Here is a 14,167-nt window from a genome sequence, read left to right as displayed (position 1 = left end):
CACTTGCGGAATCCGATTCGCCCGCTACATAACCATCCTCTGGAAGACCGTGCCGGAACGGGACACCTGGGGATAAAGAGCCTTTGCCGCCTGCCCCGACAATCGATGCGCCCGACGTTCCCGCCAGTGCTTCCATCATGCAACGCGCCGTTCGCCCGCCCGCGAACGGCGTCGATCGCATGATCGTCGCTCGAGCCGCAGGGTTAAGCGGGACTTAAGGCACGACTGGTATCAAGCGAGATCACGACTGGGTGTGCCCGAGCGCCGGCGCCCCCGATCCGATGATCCATGACGACCGGGAGGGCGCGCTGCCCGGTCATTCGACTTTGTGACGCCGGTCCCGCCAGGGGGACGCACCGGCGAGGAGAACACGATCCATGGCGACGAAGGCTGCCGAGCAGGAAGAAACCGAAGCTCAGGCCCCCGAGACCCAGGACGGTCCGCTGCTCGATCTGTCCGATGCCGCCGTCAAGCGGATGATCAAGCTCGCCAAGAAGCGCGGCTTCGTCACCTATGACGAGCTGAACGAGGTGCTGCCTTCCGAAGAGGTCACCTCCGAGCAGATCGAAGACATTCTGGCGATGCTCAACGAGATGGGCATCAACGTCGTCGAGACCGACGAGGCCGAGGATCAGGAAGAAGGCGGCGCCAAGGCCCAGAGCGGCGCCGGCGGCGGCGACGAGGAAGAGGTCGAAGGCGGCGATCTGGTCGAGGCGACCTCGTCCGCGCCGGCGCTGACCAAGGCCGCCCGCGAGCCGGCCGACCGCACCGACGATCCGGTGCGCATGTACCTGCGCGAGATGGGCTCGGTCGAGCTCCTGTCGCGCGAGGGCGAGATCGCGATCGCCAAGCGCATCGAGGCCGGCCGCGAGGCGATGATCGCGGGCCTCTGCGAGAGCCCGCTGACCTTCCAGGCCATCATCATCTGGCGCGACGAGCTCAATGAGGGGAAGATCCTCCTCCGCGACATCATCGATCTCGAGGCGACCTACGCCGGCCCGGACGGCAAGAACGCCGGCGGCCCGCCGATGGTGCCGGTCGACGAGGCCGAGCCGTCCGAGGCCGCCGAGGGTGACCTGCCCGAGGGCGAGCAGGCCGAGGACATGGAAGACGACATGGAGGGCAACGTCTCGTTGTCCGCCATGGAGGCCGAACTGAAGCCGAAGGTGGTCGAGACCTTCGACCGCATCGCCGATGAGTACAAGAAGCTGCGCCGCCTGCAGGAGCAGCTCGTCGAAGGCCGGCTGAAGAACGAGACCCTGTCGCCGTCGCAGGAGCGTCGCCACAAGAAGCTCAAGGAAGACGTCGTCGCCGAGGTGAAGAGCTTGTCGCTCAACCAGGCGCGTATCGACGCCCTGGTCGAGCAGCTCTACGACATCAACAAGCGCCTGATCGGCTCGGAAGGCCGGCTGCTGCGTCTGGCGGAGTCGTATGGCGTCGGCCGCGAGGACTTCCTCAAGAACTACCACAACTCCGAGCTCGACCCGCACTGGCTGCGCCGCGTCGCCAATCTCGGCACGCGCGGCTGGCGCGACTTCGTCAAGAACGAAGGCGAGATGATCAAGGAGATCCGGAACCAGATTCACACGCTGGCGTCCGAGACCGGTCTCGAGATCACCGAGTTCCGCCGCATCGTCCACATGGTGCAGAAGGGCGAGCGCGAGGCGCGGCAGGCGAAGAAGGAAATGGTCGAGGCGAACCTGCGTCTCGTCATCTCGATCGCCAAGAAGTACACCAACCGCGGCCTGCAGTTCCTGGACCTGATCCAGGAAGGCAACATCGGCCTGATGAAGGCGGTCGACAAGTTCGAGTACCGCCGCGGCTACAAGTTCTCGACCTACGCGACCTGGTGGATCCGGCAGGCGATCACCCGCTCGATCGCCGATCAGGCCCGCACGATCCGCATTCCGGTGCACATGATCGAGACGATCAACAAGATCGTCCGCACCTCGCGCCAGATGCTGCACGAGATCGGCCGCGAGCCGACCCCGGAGGAGCTGGCCGAGAAGCTCGGCATGCCGCTCGAAAAGGTCCGCAAGGTCCTGAAGATCGCGAAGGAGCCGATCAGCCTCGAAACCCCGATCGGCGACGAGGAGGATTCGCACCTCGGCGACTTCATCGAGGACAAGAACGCGATCCTGCCGATCGACGCCGCGATCCAGTCGAACCTCCGCGAGACCACCACCCGCGTACTGGCCTCGCTGACCCCGCGCGAAGAGCGCGTGCTGCGCATGCGCTTCGGCATCGGCATGAACACCGACCACACGCTCGAAGAGGTCGGCCAGCAGTTCTCGGTCACCCGCGAACGCATCCGCCAGATCGAGGCGAAGGCGCTCCGCAAGCTCAAGCATCCGAGCCGGTCGCGCAAGCTGCGCTCGTTCCTCGACAATTGAGCCGATCGCGCCGAAACCGACCGACATCGAACGGCGGGCCCGCAAGGCCCGCCGTTTCGCTTTGATCGGCCGTCGTCACGACCCGGCGAACTCCGGAACCTCACCCCGCCCCGCCCGTTCTCCCAGGACCCCAACCAACCGATGGAGACCGATATGCCGGGACAGCTCGACGGCAAGCGTATTCTCATTCTGGCCACCAACGGCTTCGAGCAATCCGAGCTCGAAGTGCCGCGCGACCGGCTGCGGGACGCCGGTGCCGCGGTTGACGTCGCCTCGCCGAAAACGGGCGAGATCAAGGGTTGGGATCACAAGGACTGGGGCCGGCCGGTGCCGGTCGACAAGCCGCTCGCCGAGGCGCGCGAGGGCGACTACGACGCGATCGTCCTGCCCGGCGGCCAGATCAATCCGGACCTCCTGCGCGTGAACCCGCAAGCGATCGCGCTGATCAAGGCCTTCTACGCGGCCGGCAAGACCGTCGCGGCCGTGTGCCATGCGCCGTGGCTGCTGATCGAGGCCGGACTGGTCCAGGGCCGGCGCATGACCTCCTACAGCTCGATCAAGACCGACGTGATCAACGCCGGCGCGCGCTGGGAAGACGCCTCGGTCGTCACCGACAACGGCGTCGTCACCTCGCGCAATCCGGGCGATCTCGAGGATTTCAGCAACAAGATCATCGAGGAAGTCCGCGAAGGCCGCCACCGGCGCCGCGCGGCGTAAGGCCTGCCCACGATCCCGCCACACCCTGCGATCCGCGACGGACGGCGAAAGCCGCCCGTCGTTTCGCCTCGCCCGGCCTCAGCGCCCCGGCGCTTCGACCAGCAGGCCGATAACGCGGCGCACCACCGGGAGCACGGCGATCAGCGTCGGGAAGGCGACGAGCCAGGACAGGCCCCAGGCCTGCGGCCAGACGGCGAGCGCCTCGGCCGAGAAGCCGAGGCTTTTCCATGTCGAGACGCCGGACACGACGAAGGTCATGATGATCGACAGCACGAACGGCATGACGATCGCGGCATAGCGATACGGCAGCTTGCGACGCCAAGCACGCGGCACGGAATTGGATGGCCGGGACATCATGAGAGGTCAAATCCTCGAAGAACGCCTCGACGGAAACGGCCTCGCGAGACCGGGCGCCTCGATGCATTGGACCGGCGAGAACCGATGGGCGTGCGTTACCTGATATCGCAGGCTCCCGATATCGCAGGCTCCCGATATCGCAGGCTCCCGATATCGCAGGCTGGGGCGCCGGTCACGGCGCGCCGAAACGCTGCCCGACCCTGTCCCGGTCGTCAAGGCCGCGCTCGGCATGGCGGATCGACACGGGACGAGCCGGCCGGGAGGCTCGCAAAGCCCCGACATAGGCCCTTGCCGCGGCCCGGCGCCGTCCCATCGATCAGCGCCCGCAATGCCGCGCCAGCCGCCCCCGGCACCTCGACGGCTTGACGCCCGTGCGGCCGCCGCCGAGGATCGGCCCGCCGCGGCGCCGACATGCGCGCCGGCCGGTCGCGGCCCGCCCGGCCCCGAAACGGGATCGTCCCAAGACCTGATCGCCCCTGACCCGACCCGGAGTTCGTCGTCCATGTCGTTCCTGAAGAAGCTGTTCGGCCTCGGCCCGTCCGCGCCGGCGGCGCCGGAAAAGCTCGAGACCGAGGAATATCGCGAGTTCCTCGTCACCGCGACGCCGATCAAGGAAGGCCGCGAGTGGCAGGTCTGCGGCGTGATCTCGCGCGAGGAGAACGGCGAAATGCGCGAGCATCGTTTCATCCGCGTCGACCGTTTCCCCGACAAGGAGACCGCCGTGCAGATGATCTTTCAGAAGGGCCGCCAGATCATCGACGAGCGTCGCGGCAAGGTCTTCGACTGATCCGCTCCGGCCGCGGGCGCGCCGATCGCGCCCTCGCCGGAAGCGGCCCGCCTCGGAGTGGCGCAGAACCGCGTCGCCAGAGCTGCGCCACCGGAATCGTACCCCAAAACCGTACCCCCCGCTCCGGGCCGCGGGACCGCTCGCCGGACCGACCGCCGATCAGAAGCCATCGCGATATCGCTCCGGCACGGGTTCGGCGCCGCCGCGCAACCGCCGAAGCGCCCGGCCCCGAGGCTTTGAGGCCCCCGTCGACCCGTAGCATTCGGGGCCTCGCGTGCTATCTTTTGGACCATGAACACCCATGCGCTCCTCTCCGCCGACGACCTGCCGCGCCGTGCCTTCACGGTCGCGGAGGTCGAACGCATGGTGGAACTCGGCCTTCTGCACGAGGACGATCGGATCGAGCTGATCGGGGGAGATCTGGTCGAGATGTCGCCGAAGGGTAATCGCCACACGCTGATCGAAGCGCGCCTCTTCCGGCACTGGAGCCGCGTCGCCCCGGACACGCTGGAAATCCTGTCCGAACCGACGTTTCGTCTGTCCGCGGACACGTATCTCGAGCCGGACCTCCTCGTCTTCGCCCGCTCGACCGGCATCGCGGGCCTGACCGGCACCACCGCGCTGCTGGTGGTCGAGATCGGCCATTCCTCCCTCGGCTTCGACCTCGGCCGCAAAGCCCCGATCTACGCGAGCTTCGGCATCCGCGAACTCTGGGTCGTCGACGCGGTGACGCTGACGACGCATGTGCACCGCGAGCCGGGGCCGGAGGGGTATCGCGAGATCGCGGCGATCGGCCCGGAGGCGATGGTCGTGCCGGGGTTCGAGGGCGGCGAGGTGTTCGGGGTGCGGTTGGGGGATTTGGGGGTCGGGGTGGGGGAGTGATGGCTAAATGGCAGGGCCGGCTGGCCGGTGCGGCGCTCTGACGCGTATTTTTGTGTTGACCTGCCTCGCGGAGCTAAATTCCAGAACAACGCACTTCGCGTGGCTACAAATTTTGATTGAATTAGAACCAGCGATTAGCGACCTTCCGCTTAGACGGAGCAATGTCACCGATGCCGCAATTCCAAGAAGGCAAAGATCTCACGATTTGGCTTGCTAAGCGTCCTCGCGAAGACGCTCTCGCAATTGCGATTCGTTCAGGTCTGCGGTTAGCGCCGCTTCTGTCGGCCGGCGATGATGAATGGCGTCGCGAGGTCGTTCTGCCGCTCTTGCGTGGCGCCGCTGCGGTGCTGGTAGCGGCCCAATATCCCTCTTGTGCAAACGCGGTTACTATCGCTGTCGCCCCCAGCAACAAAGCGGCGGCAGAGGCGGCGACTGCCGCCTCTGCAGCCTCCAATGAGGCCCGGTTAGCCAAGGACCGCGCTCTTGCAGCATTGAGAGCCGCTGAGACCGCAAACAAACGCGCCCGTCAAACACCCCCCGCAAGCCGGGGCAGGCACATAGACCTTGCGCTCTATCCTGTCGAAGAAGCCATAGTGGCATCCGAAGCTGCGAATGACGCCACGGAGGCCGCCAAACTCGCCGTCGATGCCACAGGCCCGGCCATCTTCGCGGCAGTCTCTGCCGTAGCATTACGTACAGCGGCCCGACTGATAACATCTCCGAATATGGCCCATGCCATCATCGATCACATCAACATCTTAAACGAAATTAAATATAAAGATAAATACATATCCGATCTAATTTTAGATCAATTCATGTATATCGATAGAGATTCAGGACTTCTGCAAAATGGCATGTCAGCCAAGGATCTAATCGCTAGTCCATTATGGCCAATCGCCGCCTCCGCACCATTTTTCAATTTCTGGCGAGATATGAAACGTACCCTCCTCGCCGCGAACGAAGACTGGGACGTCTGGACCGAGTGGTACGACGCCCTGCTCGAAGGCCGGCTCGCCGAGAGCGAAGCGATCTCCCTTGCCAGGGTCACGTTGCCGGAGGAGTTTTGGGAGCGTGGCCCGAAGGCGGTCAACGCGGAGTTGAAGCGACTGATCGAGGCGGAGAAACGCGGCCCGACACCCTCCGCCGACCGTCGCGACTTTTTCCTTAGCTATTCCACCAAGGACGAAGCCACCGCCAGACGCATCGCCTCCGTCGCCCGCGCCGCCGGCTACAGTCTGTTCGCCCAGTTCAACGACATGCCGCCGGGATCGAATTTCGTCCGCGAGATGCAGCGCGGGCTCGGCCTCTGCGACCGCATGATCGCGGTGCTGTCGCCGAACTATGAGGCCTCGGATCACTGCCAGGCCGAATGGGCGCATTTCTACGCCCGTGATCCCGGCGGCGCGAACCGCGCGATCATCCCGCTCCTGATCCATCCGACCGGCCTCAACGCGCTGTCGAAGCAGGTCGTCTACGTCAATCTGGTCGGACTGACCGACGCCGACGCCGAAGCCCGCATCCGCGCCGCGCTCGCGCCCCCCGGTCCGATCGATTATGCCGCCACTCGCCGTGCCCTGGCGGAGGCGGCCAGCCCGCGCCCGGTGGTCGACGCCGAGGGGCGCATGGACATCGACCGCAACCCGGTCTTCGACGCAGAAGTCCCCTCGGACGACCTCTATGCACTGCCCGGTCGCCAGCTTGCGCTGATCCGCACCTTGAGGGTGGGGCTCGCGATGAAGAAGAACGCCGCGCCGATGGTGATCGCTGCGCTCGACGAGTATGCTGGAGAGATCGAGAAACGCGGGCTCACACCGTCGCTCGGCCTGCTCAACGACCAGATCGCAATCATCGAGGCCGAGCAGAAGGACGACACCGACGGGATCTGGTGCACCGGCGGCCTCGCCAAATCGCTCGATCGGCTCTGCGAAAACCACGCCCTGATGCGGCAGCACTTCCCGCTCGATGCGGAGCGTGACCGCCTCTACAGGGATGCGCCGATCGATCCGAATCTCATTCGCGACCCGGCCTTCCTGAAAGCGAGCCGCGCCACGTCGGCCGCCATCCAGGAGGCGGCGAAAGACGGCGCGGTAACCCAGGACCTCGCCGAAGCCGTCGAGCGACGCGACCAGCAGATCCAGTCGATCGGCGCCACCCGCGCTTCGAGCGACAAGGACATCTTCGTCGCGCCCGAAGACCGGCTCGCCCCGCCCACGCTGGAGAAGCGGATCCTGGCGCAGGAGGCCGGCTTCTGGGACGCCTTCCTGCAGCGCTCGGCCAACGTTGCGCAAATCGGCTCGAGCATCGACCCGGTGCGGCAACTGCTGAAGATCCTCTTCGGCGGCTGGTGAGCCCCGTCGACAGCCTCCCCCGATCCGGGGCACAGTGCCGCGAGCTGTGCCGTCCGACTCGTGCCCGGAGAGCGTTTCACCCCCATGCCCCGTCTGACCGAACCCGAGACCGAATCCCCGCGCGGCGATCTGACCGTGCGCACCATCGCCATGCCGAGCGATACCAATGCCAATGGCGATATCTTCGGCGGCTGGGTGCTGAGCCAGATGGACCAGGCCGGCGGCATCGCCGGGGTCGAGCGCGCGCAGGGGCGCGTCGTCACCATCGCGGTCGACGCCATGACCTTCATCCGGCCGGTCAAGGTCGGCGACGTGCTCTGCGTCTATACCAGCGTCGAACATGTCGGCCGCACCTCGATGAAGATCCATATCGAGGCCTGGGCGCGCCGGTTCATGACCAATCACCGCGAAAAGGTCACGGTCGCGACCTTCACCTTCGTCGCCATCGACGACGACGGCCGTCCCCGGCCGATCCCGCCCAAGGTGACCACATGAGCACGCCCGCCGGCGCCCCCACCTCCACGTCCGCCCCCACCTCCATCGACACGCCCGTCACGATCCGCTCCGACGCGCTCGTCGCGACCATCGCGCCGCTCGGCGCCGAATTGCAGAGCCTCAAGACCACCGCGGGAGAGGGGCTGCTCTGGGACGGCGATCCGGCCTTCTGGACCGGCCGCGCGCCGATCCTGTTTCCGATCGTCGGCGCGGTCGCGGGCGATACCTATCGCCTCGGCGACCGCACCTACACGCTGCCGAAGCACGGTTTCGCGCGCCGCAAGACGTTTGCGCTCGTCGAACACGAGGCGGGCCGCGCGGTGTTCCGGCTCGAGGCGGATGACGCGACGCGCGCGGTCTATCCGTTCGATTTCCGGCTCGACGTCGGCTTTGCGCTCGACGGCGCACAACTGACCATGACCGCCGATCTCGGCAATCGCGGCAAAGCGCCGATGCCGGCCTGTTTCGGCTGGCATCCGGCGTTCCGCTGGCCGCTGCCCTTCGGCAAGGCGCGCGGCGATCACAAGATCCGCTTCGCGGCGCCCGAGCCGGCCGACCTGCTGGCGCTCGACACGGGCGGCCTCATCGTCGATGCGCCGCGCGCCACCCCGGTCACAGGCCGCGACCTCGCGCTCGCCGACGACCTGTTCACCGCCGACGCGCTGATCTGGGACGATCTCGCCAGCCGCCGCCTTGTCTATGGCGCCCCCGGCGCGCCGGTGCTCGACATCGGCTTTCCAGACATGGTGCAGCTCGGCGTCTGGACCAAGCCGGGCGCGCCCTATCTCTGCATCGAGCCCTGGCACGGCCACGCCGACCGCGTCGGCTTCACCGGCGAACTCGGCGACAAGCCCGGCGCCGTGACGCTCGCCCCCGACGAGAGCCGCCGTTTCACCATGACGGTCGCGCTGACGCCGCCGCCCGAGGATTTCCGCTGATGGGGCCCGCCGGCCTGCGCCGCGGCGCCGTGCGGGCGCTCGTCGCATTCGTCGGCGGCCTGATCGCTGGCGGCGCGGCGGCGGCGGAGCGGCCGAAGCTCGGCCTGCCGCTCGATTGTCGGCCGGGCATCGACTGCGTCGTGCAGAACTATGTCGATCACGATCCCGGCCACGGCTGGCGCGATCACATGTGCGGCGCGATGACCTACGACGGCCACGACGGCATCGATTTCCGGATCCGTTCGCTCGCCGCCATGCGCCGCGGCGTGGCCGTGCGCGCCGCCCTGCCGGGAACGGTGATCGGCACACGCGACGAAGTACCGGATGTCGGGCTCGAAGCCGGCGCCGCGATCAAGGGCCGGGAATGCGGCAACGGCGTCGTCATCGCCCACGCGGACGGCTGGTCGACGCAGTACTGCCATATGGCGCTGGGCTCGATCGCGGTGAAGCCCGGCGACAAGGTGGTCGTCGGGCAACAGCTCGGCCGGGTCGGCCTGTCGGGCCAGACCGCCTTCCCGCACCTGCATCTGACCGTGCGCCATGACGGCCGCGTCGTCGATCCTTTCGCGGCGGACAGCCCGCTCGATACCTGCGGCAGCGCCTCGCCGCTCTGGGCGCCGGCCGTCGCCGCCGTGCTGCCCTATCGCGATCGCTTCGTGCTCAATGCCGGCTTCGCCGATCGCGGCATCGTCGATCGCGAGATCGAGCAGGGCGTCTATGACAACGCCGCGCCGACCACCGCCTCGTCGGCCCTCGCGGCCTATGTCCGTGTCATCGGCTTGCGCGCCGGCGACGCCCTGGGGCTCGTCATATTCGGCCCCGACGGCAAGCCCGTCGCGCGCGCAGCCACGCAGCCGCTCGGCAAGCCACGCGCGGTCTCGATGATCGCGACCGGCCTTCAGGCTCCGCCCGGCGGTTTCGCGGCCGGACGCTACACCGCCGTCTTCACAGTCCAGGCCGGCGGGCGAACGGTATCCGAACAGCGCTTCACCACCACGCTCGCACAGCCGTGAGCTGCACATTGTAATTTCAGACGAGAAGCGCAGCAACCCAGTTTGACTTACGCGCTCGACAGCAACTCCAGACGACAAGACAGGCATTCCGCGACGTCATGTATTTTCTGGCAATCCTCGGACCTACCACCCCAGACGAAACTCTGAAAAGTATTTATCGAAGACCCGCGGCACGCCGGCTTTTTTTACCGATTTGAAATTGCCCTCGGGTCTGATGGGCCCACCGGATGGGGGAACATCGAAGATGAACAAGTTCACAGTGAACTTTCTTTTGAAGGCAGTCATTTCGGTTCTGTCGACTGCGCTCGTGGTACTGCTGGTGGTCGGGGTCTGGCAGACGTGGGCGCACCTGCAGGTGATCAGGCAGACCGCTGCGGTCGCCGACGTTTCGAGTGCGATGTTCACCGCGATGCACAATCTGCGGGTCGATCGGTCCAACTCCAACCGTGAACTGATCGCCGACAAGGCCGCGACGACCATGAACCAGCAGGTCGAGGCGGCACGCAAGGCCGAGATGCCGGCGCTGCGCCGCGCCGTCACGGCGCTCGCCGCTGTCGATTTCGCCGATCGCGAGGCCGTCGTCACCCGCTTCGAAGCCTCCGTGAACCGGCTCGCCAAGCTCCATGAGGAGACGCAGGCCGCGATGTTCAAGCCGAAGGCCGAGCGGCCGGCCGGGATTGCCGAGACCTACTTCAAGGAGACCAACGCGCTGATCGAGCAGTTGGCCGAGCTCTCGACCCGCTTCAACCAGTTGGTCCGCCTCAACGACGCCTATGTCGACCGCCTGTTCGACCTGAAGGAGATCGCCTGGGACGCCCGCAGCGCCGCCGGCGACGCCTCGGTGTTCCTGTCGAACGGCCTGCAGGCCGGCCAGATCGCCCCGGAGACACCGTTCAACTACGCCGTCTCGGTCGGACGCATCCGGCAGTCCTGGGACGCGATGGCCGACATGATGCAGGGCGTCGCGCTGCCGGATCGCTTCAAGGAAAAATACGAGCGCGTGAAGACCGACTATCTCGTCGACGACGCGCTCGGCCGCCAGACCAAGCTGCTCCAGGCGCTGGCCGCCGGCCAGAAGCCGGACATGACCGCCGCGCAGTGGAGCAACTTCTCGGTTCCGCGCCTGTCGCTGTTCGTGGCGGTTTCGGAAGCCGCGCTCGAAATCGCCCGCGAGCACATCGATGGCGTCGAACGGTCCAAGACGCTCGAACTGATCGCCGGCGCCGTCGGCCTGCTCGTCACGCTGCTCGGCAGCGTCGCTGCGATCTGGTTCGTGGATCGGCGCGTGACCTCGCCGCTGACCGTGATCACCGATCGCATGATGGCACTCGCCAACGGCGATCTCGCCATCGAGGTACCCTATGCGACGCGCGCCGACGAAATCGGCGCGCTCGGCCGGGCCATGGAGACCTTCAAGATCAACATGAACGAGGGCGAGGCCATGCGCCGACGCCAGGCCGATATCGACCGCGCGACCGCCGAGACGCGCCGCCGGGAGATGCACGAACTCGCCGATGCCTTCGATCGCGCCGTCGGCGGCGTGGTCGGCCGGGTCGCGGCCGCGGCCACCCAGCTGCAGAGTTCGGCCCAGACGCTGTCGGCCAGTGCCGAGCAGACGACCCAGCAGTCGAACGCTGTCGCCGCCGCGTCGGAAGAAGCCTCGGCGAATGTCGCCTCCGTCGCCTCCGCGACCGAGGAACTGTCGTCGTCGGTCCGTGAGATCGGCCGGCAGGTCGAGCAGTCGGCGCAGATCGCCGCCAAGGCGGTCGACGAGGCGAACGGCACGACCGAGCGGGTCAACGGCCTCGCCACCGCCGCCGACCGGATCGGTTCGATCGTCGGGCTCATCAACGAGATCGCCGGCAAGACGAACCTGCTCGCCCTCAACGCCACGATCGAGGCGGCGCGCGCCGGCGAAGCCGGCAAGGGCTTCGCGGTCGTCGCGGCGGAAGTGAAGCAGCTCGCCGACCAGACCGCCAAGGCGACCGCCGAGATCGGCACCCAGGTCGGCGCGATCCAAGGCGCCACTCAGGATGCCGCTCGCGCCATCGCCGGCATCGCCCGTACGATCGAGCAGATGAACTCGATCGCCGCGAGCATCGCCGAAGCGGTCGACGGCCAGGGCGCCGCCACCTCGGAGATCGCCACCAACGTCCAGCAGGCCTCGCTCGGCACGGCGGAGGTGTCGCAGAACATCACCGGCGTCACGACGGCGGCCTACGAAGCGAGCCATGCCTCCACGCAGGTGCTCGGCGCAGCCTCGGAGCTGACCAAGCTCTCCGACCAGATGAGCCAGGAGGTCGCGCGGTTCCTCGCGACGGTCCGCGCCGCCTGACGGCTCGCGCGCCCCACAGCCTGTCCCAAACGACGAGGGCCACCGGACGATCCGGTGGCCCTTCTTCTTGGGATCGAGACGTTTGCGACCGACCCGCGGTCGCGCCGGCTTCGGCCCGGAATAGGCTTACTCGTCGCGCGAGGCGACCTGGATGCTCACCTTGGTGAGACCGGCGCCGACGAAGCCGAGGGCCTCTGCCGCGCCGCGCGAGACATCGATGATCCGGCCGCGGACGAAGGGCCCGCGATCGTTGACGCGGACGACCACGGTGCGGCCGTTCCGGAGGTTGGTGACCTTGAGCTTGGAGCCCAGCGGCGCCGTGCGATGGGCGGCGGTCATGGCGCGCATGTCGAAGCGCTCGCCGGAAGCGGTCGGGCCGCCATGGTGCTCCCGGCCGTAGAAGGATGCCACCCCGACCGCGCCGCCGGTCGCCGTCTTGGCGGCATCGGCAAGCGCCGGGCCCGTGCCGGTCGCGACGAGGCCGAAGGCCAGGGCCGTCGCACGCACGTGCCGGAACCCCGGCATCGGCAGCCGCGTCTGTCGCGCGGCTTCAATTGTATGCTGCATTCAACGTCTCTCCGTCCAATTCCAGACGCAGCCTCTCGCGAAGGCTCTCGGCGTCGCTCCTCTCGTGTGAAACCCGGCCCTTGGTTCCCTGGAAACGGATCGATCCGTTTCGCGGCCGGCTTCCTCGTCGCCGGCTCCCCGGCACGGCGCGTGGCCTCTCGCGGGCACGCGACCGCTCTCCGGCCCCGGCGCATCACGCGCCGCGACCCGAAGCTCTGGTTATGTCGTTGTCGTCTACGGCGTTGCGCCCGCCGCGATCCGCCAGGTGATCGTCACCTCGGCCGTGATCCGCTCGGCGCCGGCCTCGATCGGCACGGGCGCCGGCATCGCCTTAGCGACGCCCAGCATCGGGCGCGGCATGAAGGTCGGCGCGGATCCTTCGGTGATCGACAGGATCGGCCCGAGCGTGACGCCGGCCGCATCGGCGAGCACCTTGGCCCGCCGCTTGGCTGCTTCGACCGCGCCCTTGCGCGCCTCGTCGAGGCGGCGGTCGCGGTCGGAAATATCGAAGGTGATGTTCTGGATGGTGTTGGCGCCCTTCTGGACCAGCTTGTCGAGCAGCGGGCCGGCCATGTCGACCGACGCCAGCCGGACGGTCAGCGCATTCGTCGCCGAATAGCCGACGATCGCCGGTGGCTCGTTGGCCTTGCGGGTGTTGGAGATCGGATAGAGCGACAGCCGCGAGGTGGCGATGTCCTTGCGCTCGATGCCGGCGGCGCGCAGCGTCTCGATCAGAGCGGCGGTCTGGCGGGCGTTGCCGCCCATCGCCTCGGCCGCGGACGCCGCATCGGTCTGCACGCCGAGCGAGACGATCAGACGGTCGGGAACCACCTCGACCTCGCCGGTCGCCGACACCGTCAGCACAGGCTCGGCAGTCGGCGCCTCGGCCGCGGCGGCGGTAGACCCGAGGCCAAAACCTACGATCATGAAGATCAGAGCATAACCGAAGCCAGTAAACACGCCGCCGGAAGACTTATCGACAACTTGGGATGCATTACGCGCGCTCGTCTTACGATTCATCGCTACCGCCTCCCTGTCATTCGCCATCCGGATGGGTGCCTGCATTCGGCTCTCCTTGAAGTGCCGGGACGCTGGCCACGAAAAATGGTCAAAAAATGTTCATATGCTAACCTACCGATTCGGTTACACTTTTGATGGTTGTCCCGCGGGATTCGAAGCGCGTTTCGGTATGATTTCGTCGTGATCCACTGATTTTTCGCACGACGGCGCGACCAACGGCCGGGCCCGAGCGCGGAAACCCCGGCCGAACGGCAAAATGACGTTGCGGAAGTATTTGTAAGTAAATTGGCGCAGAGCCGTTCGCGCCCATGGACG

Annotated in this window: 12 protein-coding genes; 9 read left to right on the top strand and 3 right to left on the bottom strand. The window is 67.0% G+C overall.

The window, feature by feature from the left end; genetic code table 11:
• Positions 1 to 377 precede the first annotated feature (377 nt).
• Complete coding sequence (gene rpoD, locus ABS361_02505; protein ID XBY45185.1) at positions 378 to 2,393, top strand: RNA polymerase sigma factor RpoD; 2,016 nt, start codon at positions 378 to 380, stop codon at positions 2,391 to 2,393.
• A 153-nt stretch (positions 2,394 to 2,546) separates the two neighbouring features.
• Positions 2,547 to 3,110, top strand: coding sequence for a type 1 glutamine amidotransferase domain-containing protein (locus ABS361_02500; GenBank protein ID XBY45184.1), 564 nt, complete (start codon positions 2,547 to 2,549; stop codon positions 3,108 to 3,110).
• A gap of 78 nt (positions 3,111 to 3,188) precedes the next feature.
• Here the strand turns inward: ABS361_02500 and ABS361_02495 are convergent, their stop codons facing one another.
• Positions 3,189 to 3,464, bottom strand: a complete 276-nt coding sequence (locus tag ABS361_02495) for a DUF2798 domain-containing protein (GenBank protein XBY45183.1) — start codon at positions 3,462 to 3,464, stop codon at positions 3,189 to 3,191.
• Between the two features lie 505 nt (positions 3,465 to 3,969).
• Between ABS361_02495 and ABS361_02490 the strand changes: the two genes are divergently transcribed.
• The 7 genes from ABS361_02490 (at position 3,970) to ABS361_02460 (ending at position 12,265) form a co-directional block, all read left to right on the top strand.
• Positions 3,970 to 4,254: an HlyU family transcriptional regulator gene (locus ABS361_02490; protein XBY45182.1), complete on the top strand. Its 285-nt coding sequence runs from the start codon at positions 3,970 to 3,972 to the stop codon at positions 4,252 to 4,254.
• 363 nt (positions 4,255 to 4,617) lie between these two features.
• On the top strand, positions 4,618 to 5,136 hold the full coding sequence (locus ABS361_02485) for a Uma2 family endonuclease (protein ID XBY45181.1): 519 nt from the start codon (positions 4,618 to 4,620) through the stop codon (positions 5,134 to 5,136).
• 170 nt (positions 5,137 to 5,306) lie between these two features.
• Complete coding sequence (locus tag ABS361_02480; protein ID XBY45180.1) at positions 5,307 to 7,484, top strand: toll/interleukin-1 receptor domain-containing protein; 2,178 nt, start codon at positions 5,307 to 5,309, stop codon at positions 7,482 to 7,484.
• Between the two features lie 84 nt (positions 7,485 to 7,568).
• The gene (locus ABS361_02475) at positions 7,569 to 7,979 is read left to right on the top strand and encodes an acyl-CoA thioesterase (GenBank protein XBY45179.1); all 411 of its coding nucleotides are present in this window, start codon (positions 7,569 to 7,571) and stop codon (positions 7,977 to 7,979) included.
• Positions 7,976 to 8,917, top strand: a complete 942-nt coding sequence (locus ABS361_02470) for an aldose 1-epimerase family protein (GenBank protein XBY45178.1) — start codon at positions 7,976 to 7,978, stop codon at positions 8,915 to 8,917. Before ABS361_02475 ends, ABS361_02470 begins: the two co-directional genes overlap by 4 nt.
• Positions 8,917 to 9,930: a M23 family metallopeptidase gene (locus ABS361_02465; protein ID XBY45177.1), complete on the top strand. Its 1,014-nt coding sequence runs from the start codon at positions 8,917 to 8,919 to the stop codon at positions 9,928 to 9,930. Before ABS361_02470 ends, ABS361_02465 begins: the two co-directional genes overlap by 1 nt.
• 244 nt (positions 9,931 to 10,174) lie before the next feature.
• The gene (locus ABS361_02460; GenBank protein ID XBY45176.1) at positions 10,175 to 12,265 is read left to right on the top strand and encodes a methyl-accepting chemotaxis protein; all 2,091 of its coding nucleotides are present in this window, start codon (positions 10,175 to 10,177) and stop codon (positions 12,263 to 12,265) included.
• Between the two features lie 126 nt (positions 12,266 to 12,391).
• Here the strand turns inward: ABS361_02460 and ABS361_02455 are convergent, their stop codons facing one another.
• Both ABS361_02455 and ABS361_02450 read right to left on the bottom strand, forming a co-directional pair.
• Complete coding sequence (locus ABS361_02455; protein XBY45175.1) at positions 12,392 to 12,832, bottom strand: septal ring lytic transglycosylase RlpA family protein; 441 nt, start codon at positions 12,830 to 12,832, stop codon at positions 12,392 to 12,394.
• Positions 12,833 to 13,066: 234 nt separating this feature from the next.
• Positions 13,067 to 13,897 carry an SIMPL domain-containing protein gene (locus ABS361_02450; protein ID XBY45174.1) on the bottom strand — a complete coding sequence of 277 codons (831 nt, stop codon included), beginning with the start codon at positions 13,895 to 13,897 and terminating at the stop codon, positions 13,067 to 13,069.
• Positions 13,898 to 14,167: the final 270 nt, after the last annotated feature.

Source organism: Ancalomicrobiaceae bacterium S20 (genome assembly GCA_040269895.1).
GTDB classification, from domain to species: Bacteria; Pseudomonadota; Alphaproteobacteria; order Rhizobiales; family Ancalomicrobiaceae; genus Methyloraptor; species Methyloraptor flagellatus.
The sequence above is the reverse complement of the archived record's forward strand: the minus strand, read 5'-3'. Positions and strand labels throughout refer to the sequence as shown.

Coding starts and splice junctions, on each gene's coding strand:
- ABS361_02460 (XBY45176.1), top strand. CDS start 10,175: ATGAACAAGTTCACAGTGAACTTTCTTTTGAAGGCAGTCATTTCGGTT.
- ABS361_02455 (XBY45175.1), bottom strand. CDS start 12,832: ATGCAGCATACAATTGAAGCCGCGCGACAGACGCGGCTGCCGATGCCG.
- rpoD (XBY45185.1), top strand. CDS start 378: ATGGCGACGAAGGCTGCCGAGCAGGAAGAAACCGAAGCTCAGGCCCCC.
- ABS361_02495 (XBY45183.1), bottom strand. CDS start 3,464: ATGTCCCGGCCATCCAATTCCGTGCCGCGTGCTTGGCGTCGCAAGCTG.
- ABS361_02450 (XBY45174.1), bottom strand. CDS start 13,897: ATGCAGGCACCCATCCGGATGGCGAATGACAGGGAGGCGGTAGCGATG.
- ABS361_02490 (XBY45182.1), top strand. CDS start 3,970: ATGTCGTTCCTGAAGAAGCTGTTCGGCCTCGGCCCGTCCGCGCCGGCG.
- ABS361_02475 (XBY45179.1), top strand. CDS start 7,569: ATGCCCCGTCTGACCGAACCCGAGACCGAATCCCCGCGCGGCGATCTG.
- ABS361_02470 (XBY45178.1), top strand. CDS start 7,976: ATGAGCACGCCCGCCGGCGCCCCCACCTCCACGTCCGCCCCCACCTCC.
- ABS361_02500 (XBY45184.1), top strand. CDS start 2,547: ATGCCGGGACAGCTCGACGGCAAGCGTATTCTCATTCTGGCCACCAAC.
- ABS361_02485 (XBY45181.1), top strand. CDS start 4,618: ATGGTGGAACTCGGCCTTCTGCACGAGGACGATCGGATCGAGCTGATC.
- ABS361_02465 (XBY45177.1), top strand. CDS start 8,917: ATGGGGCCCGCCGGCCTGCGCCGCGGCGCCGTGCGGGCGCTCGTCGCA.
- ABS361_02480 (XBY45180.1), top strand. CDS start 5,307: ATGCCGCAATTCCAAGAAGGCAAAGATCTCACGATTTGGCTTGCTAAG.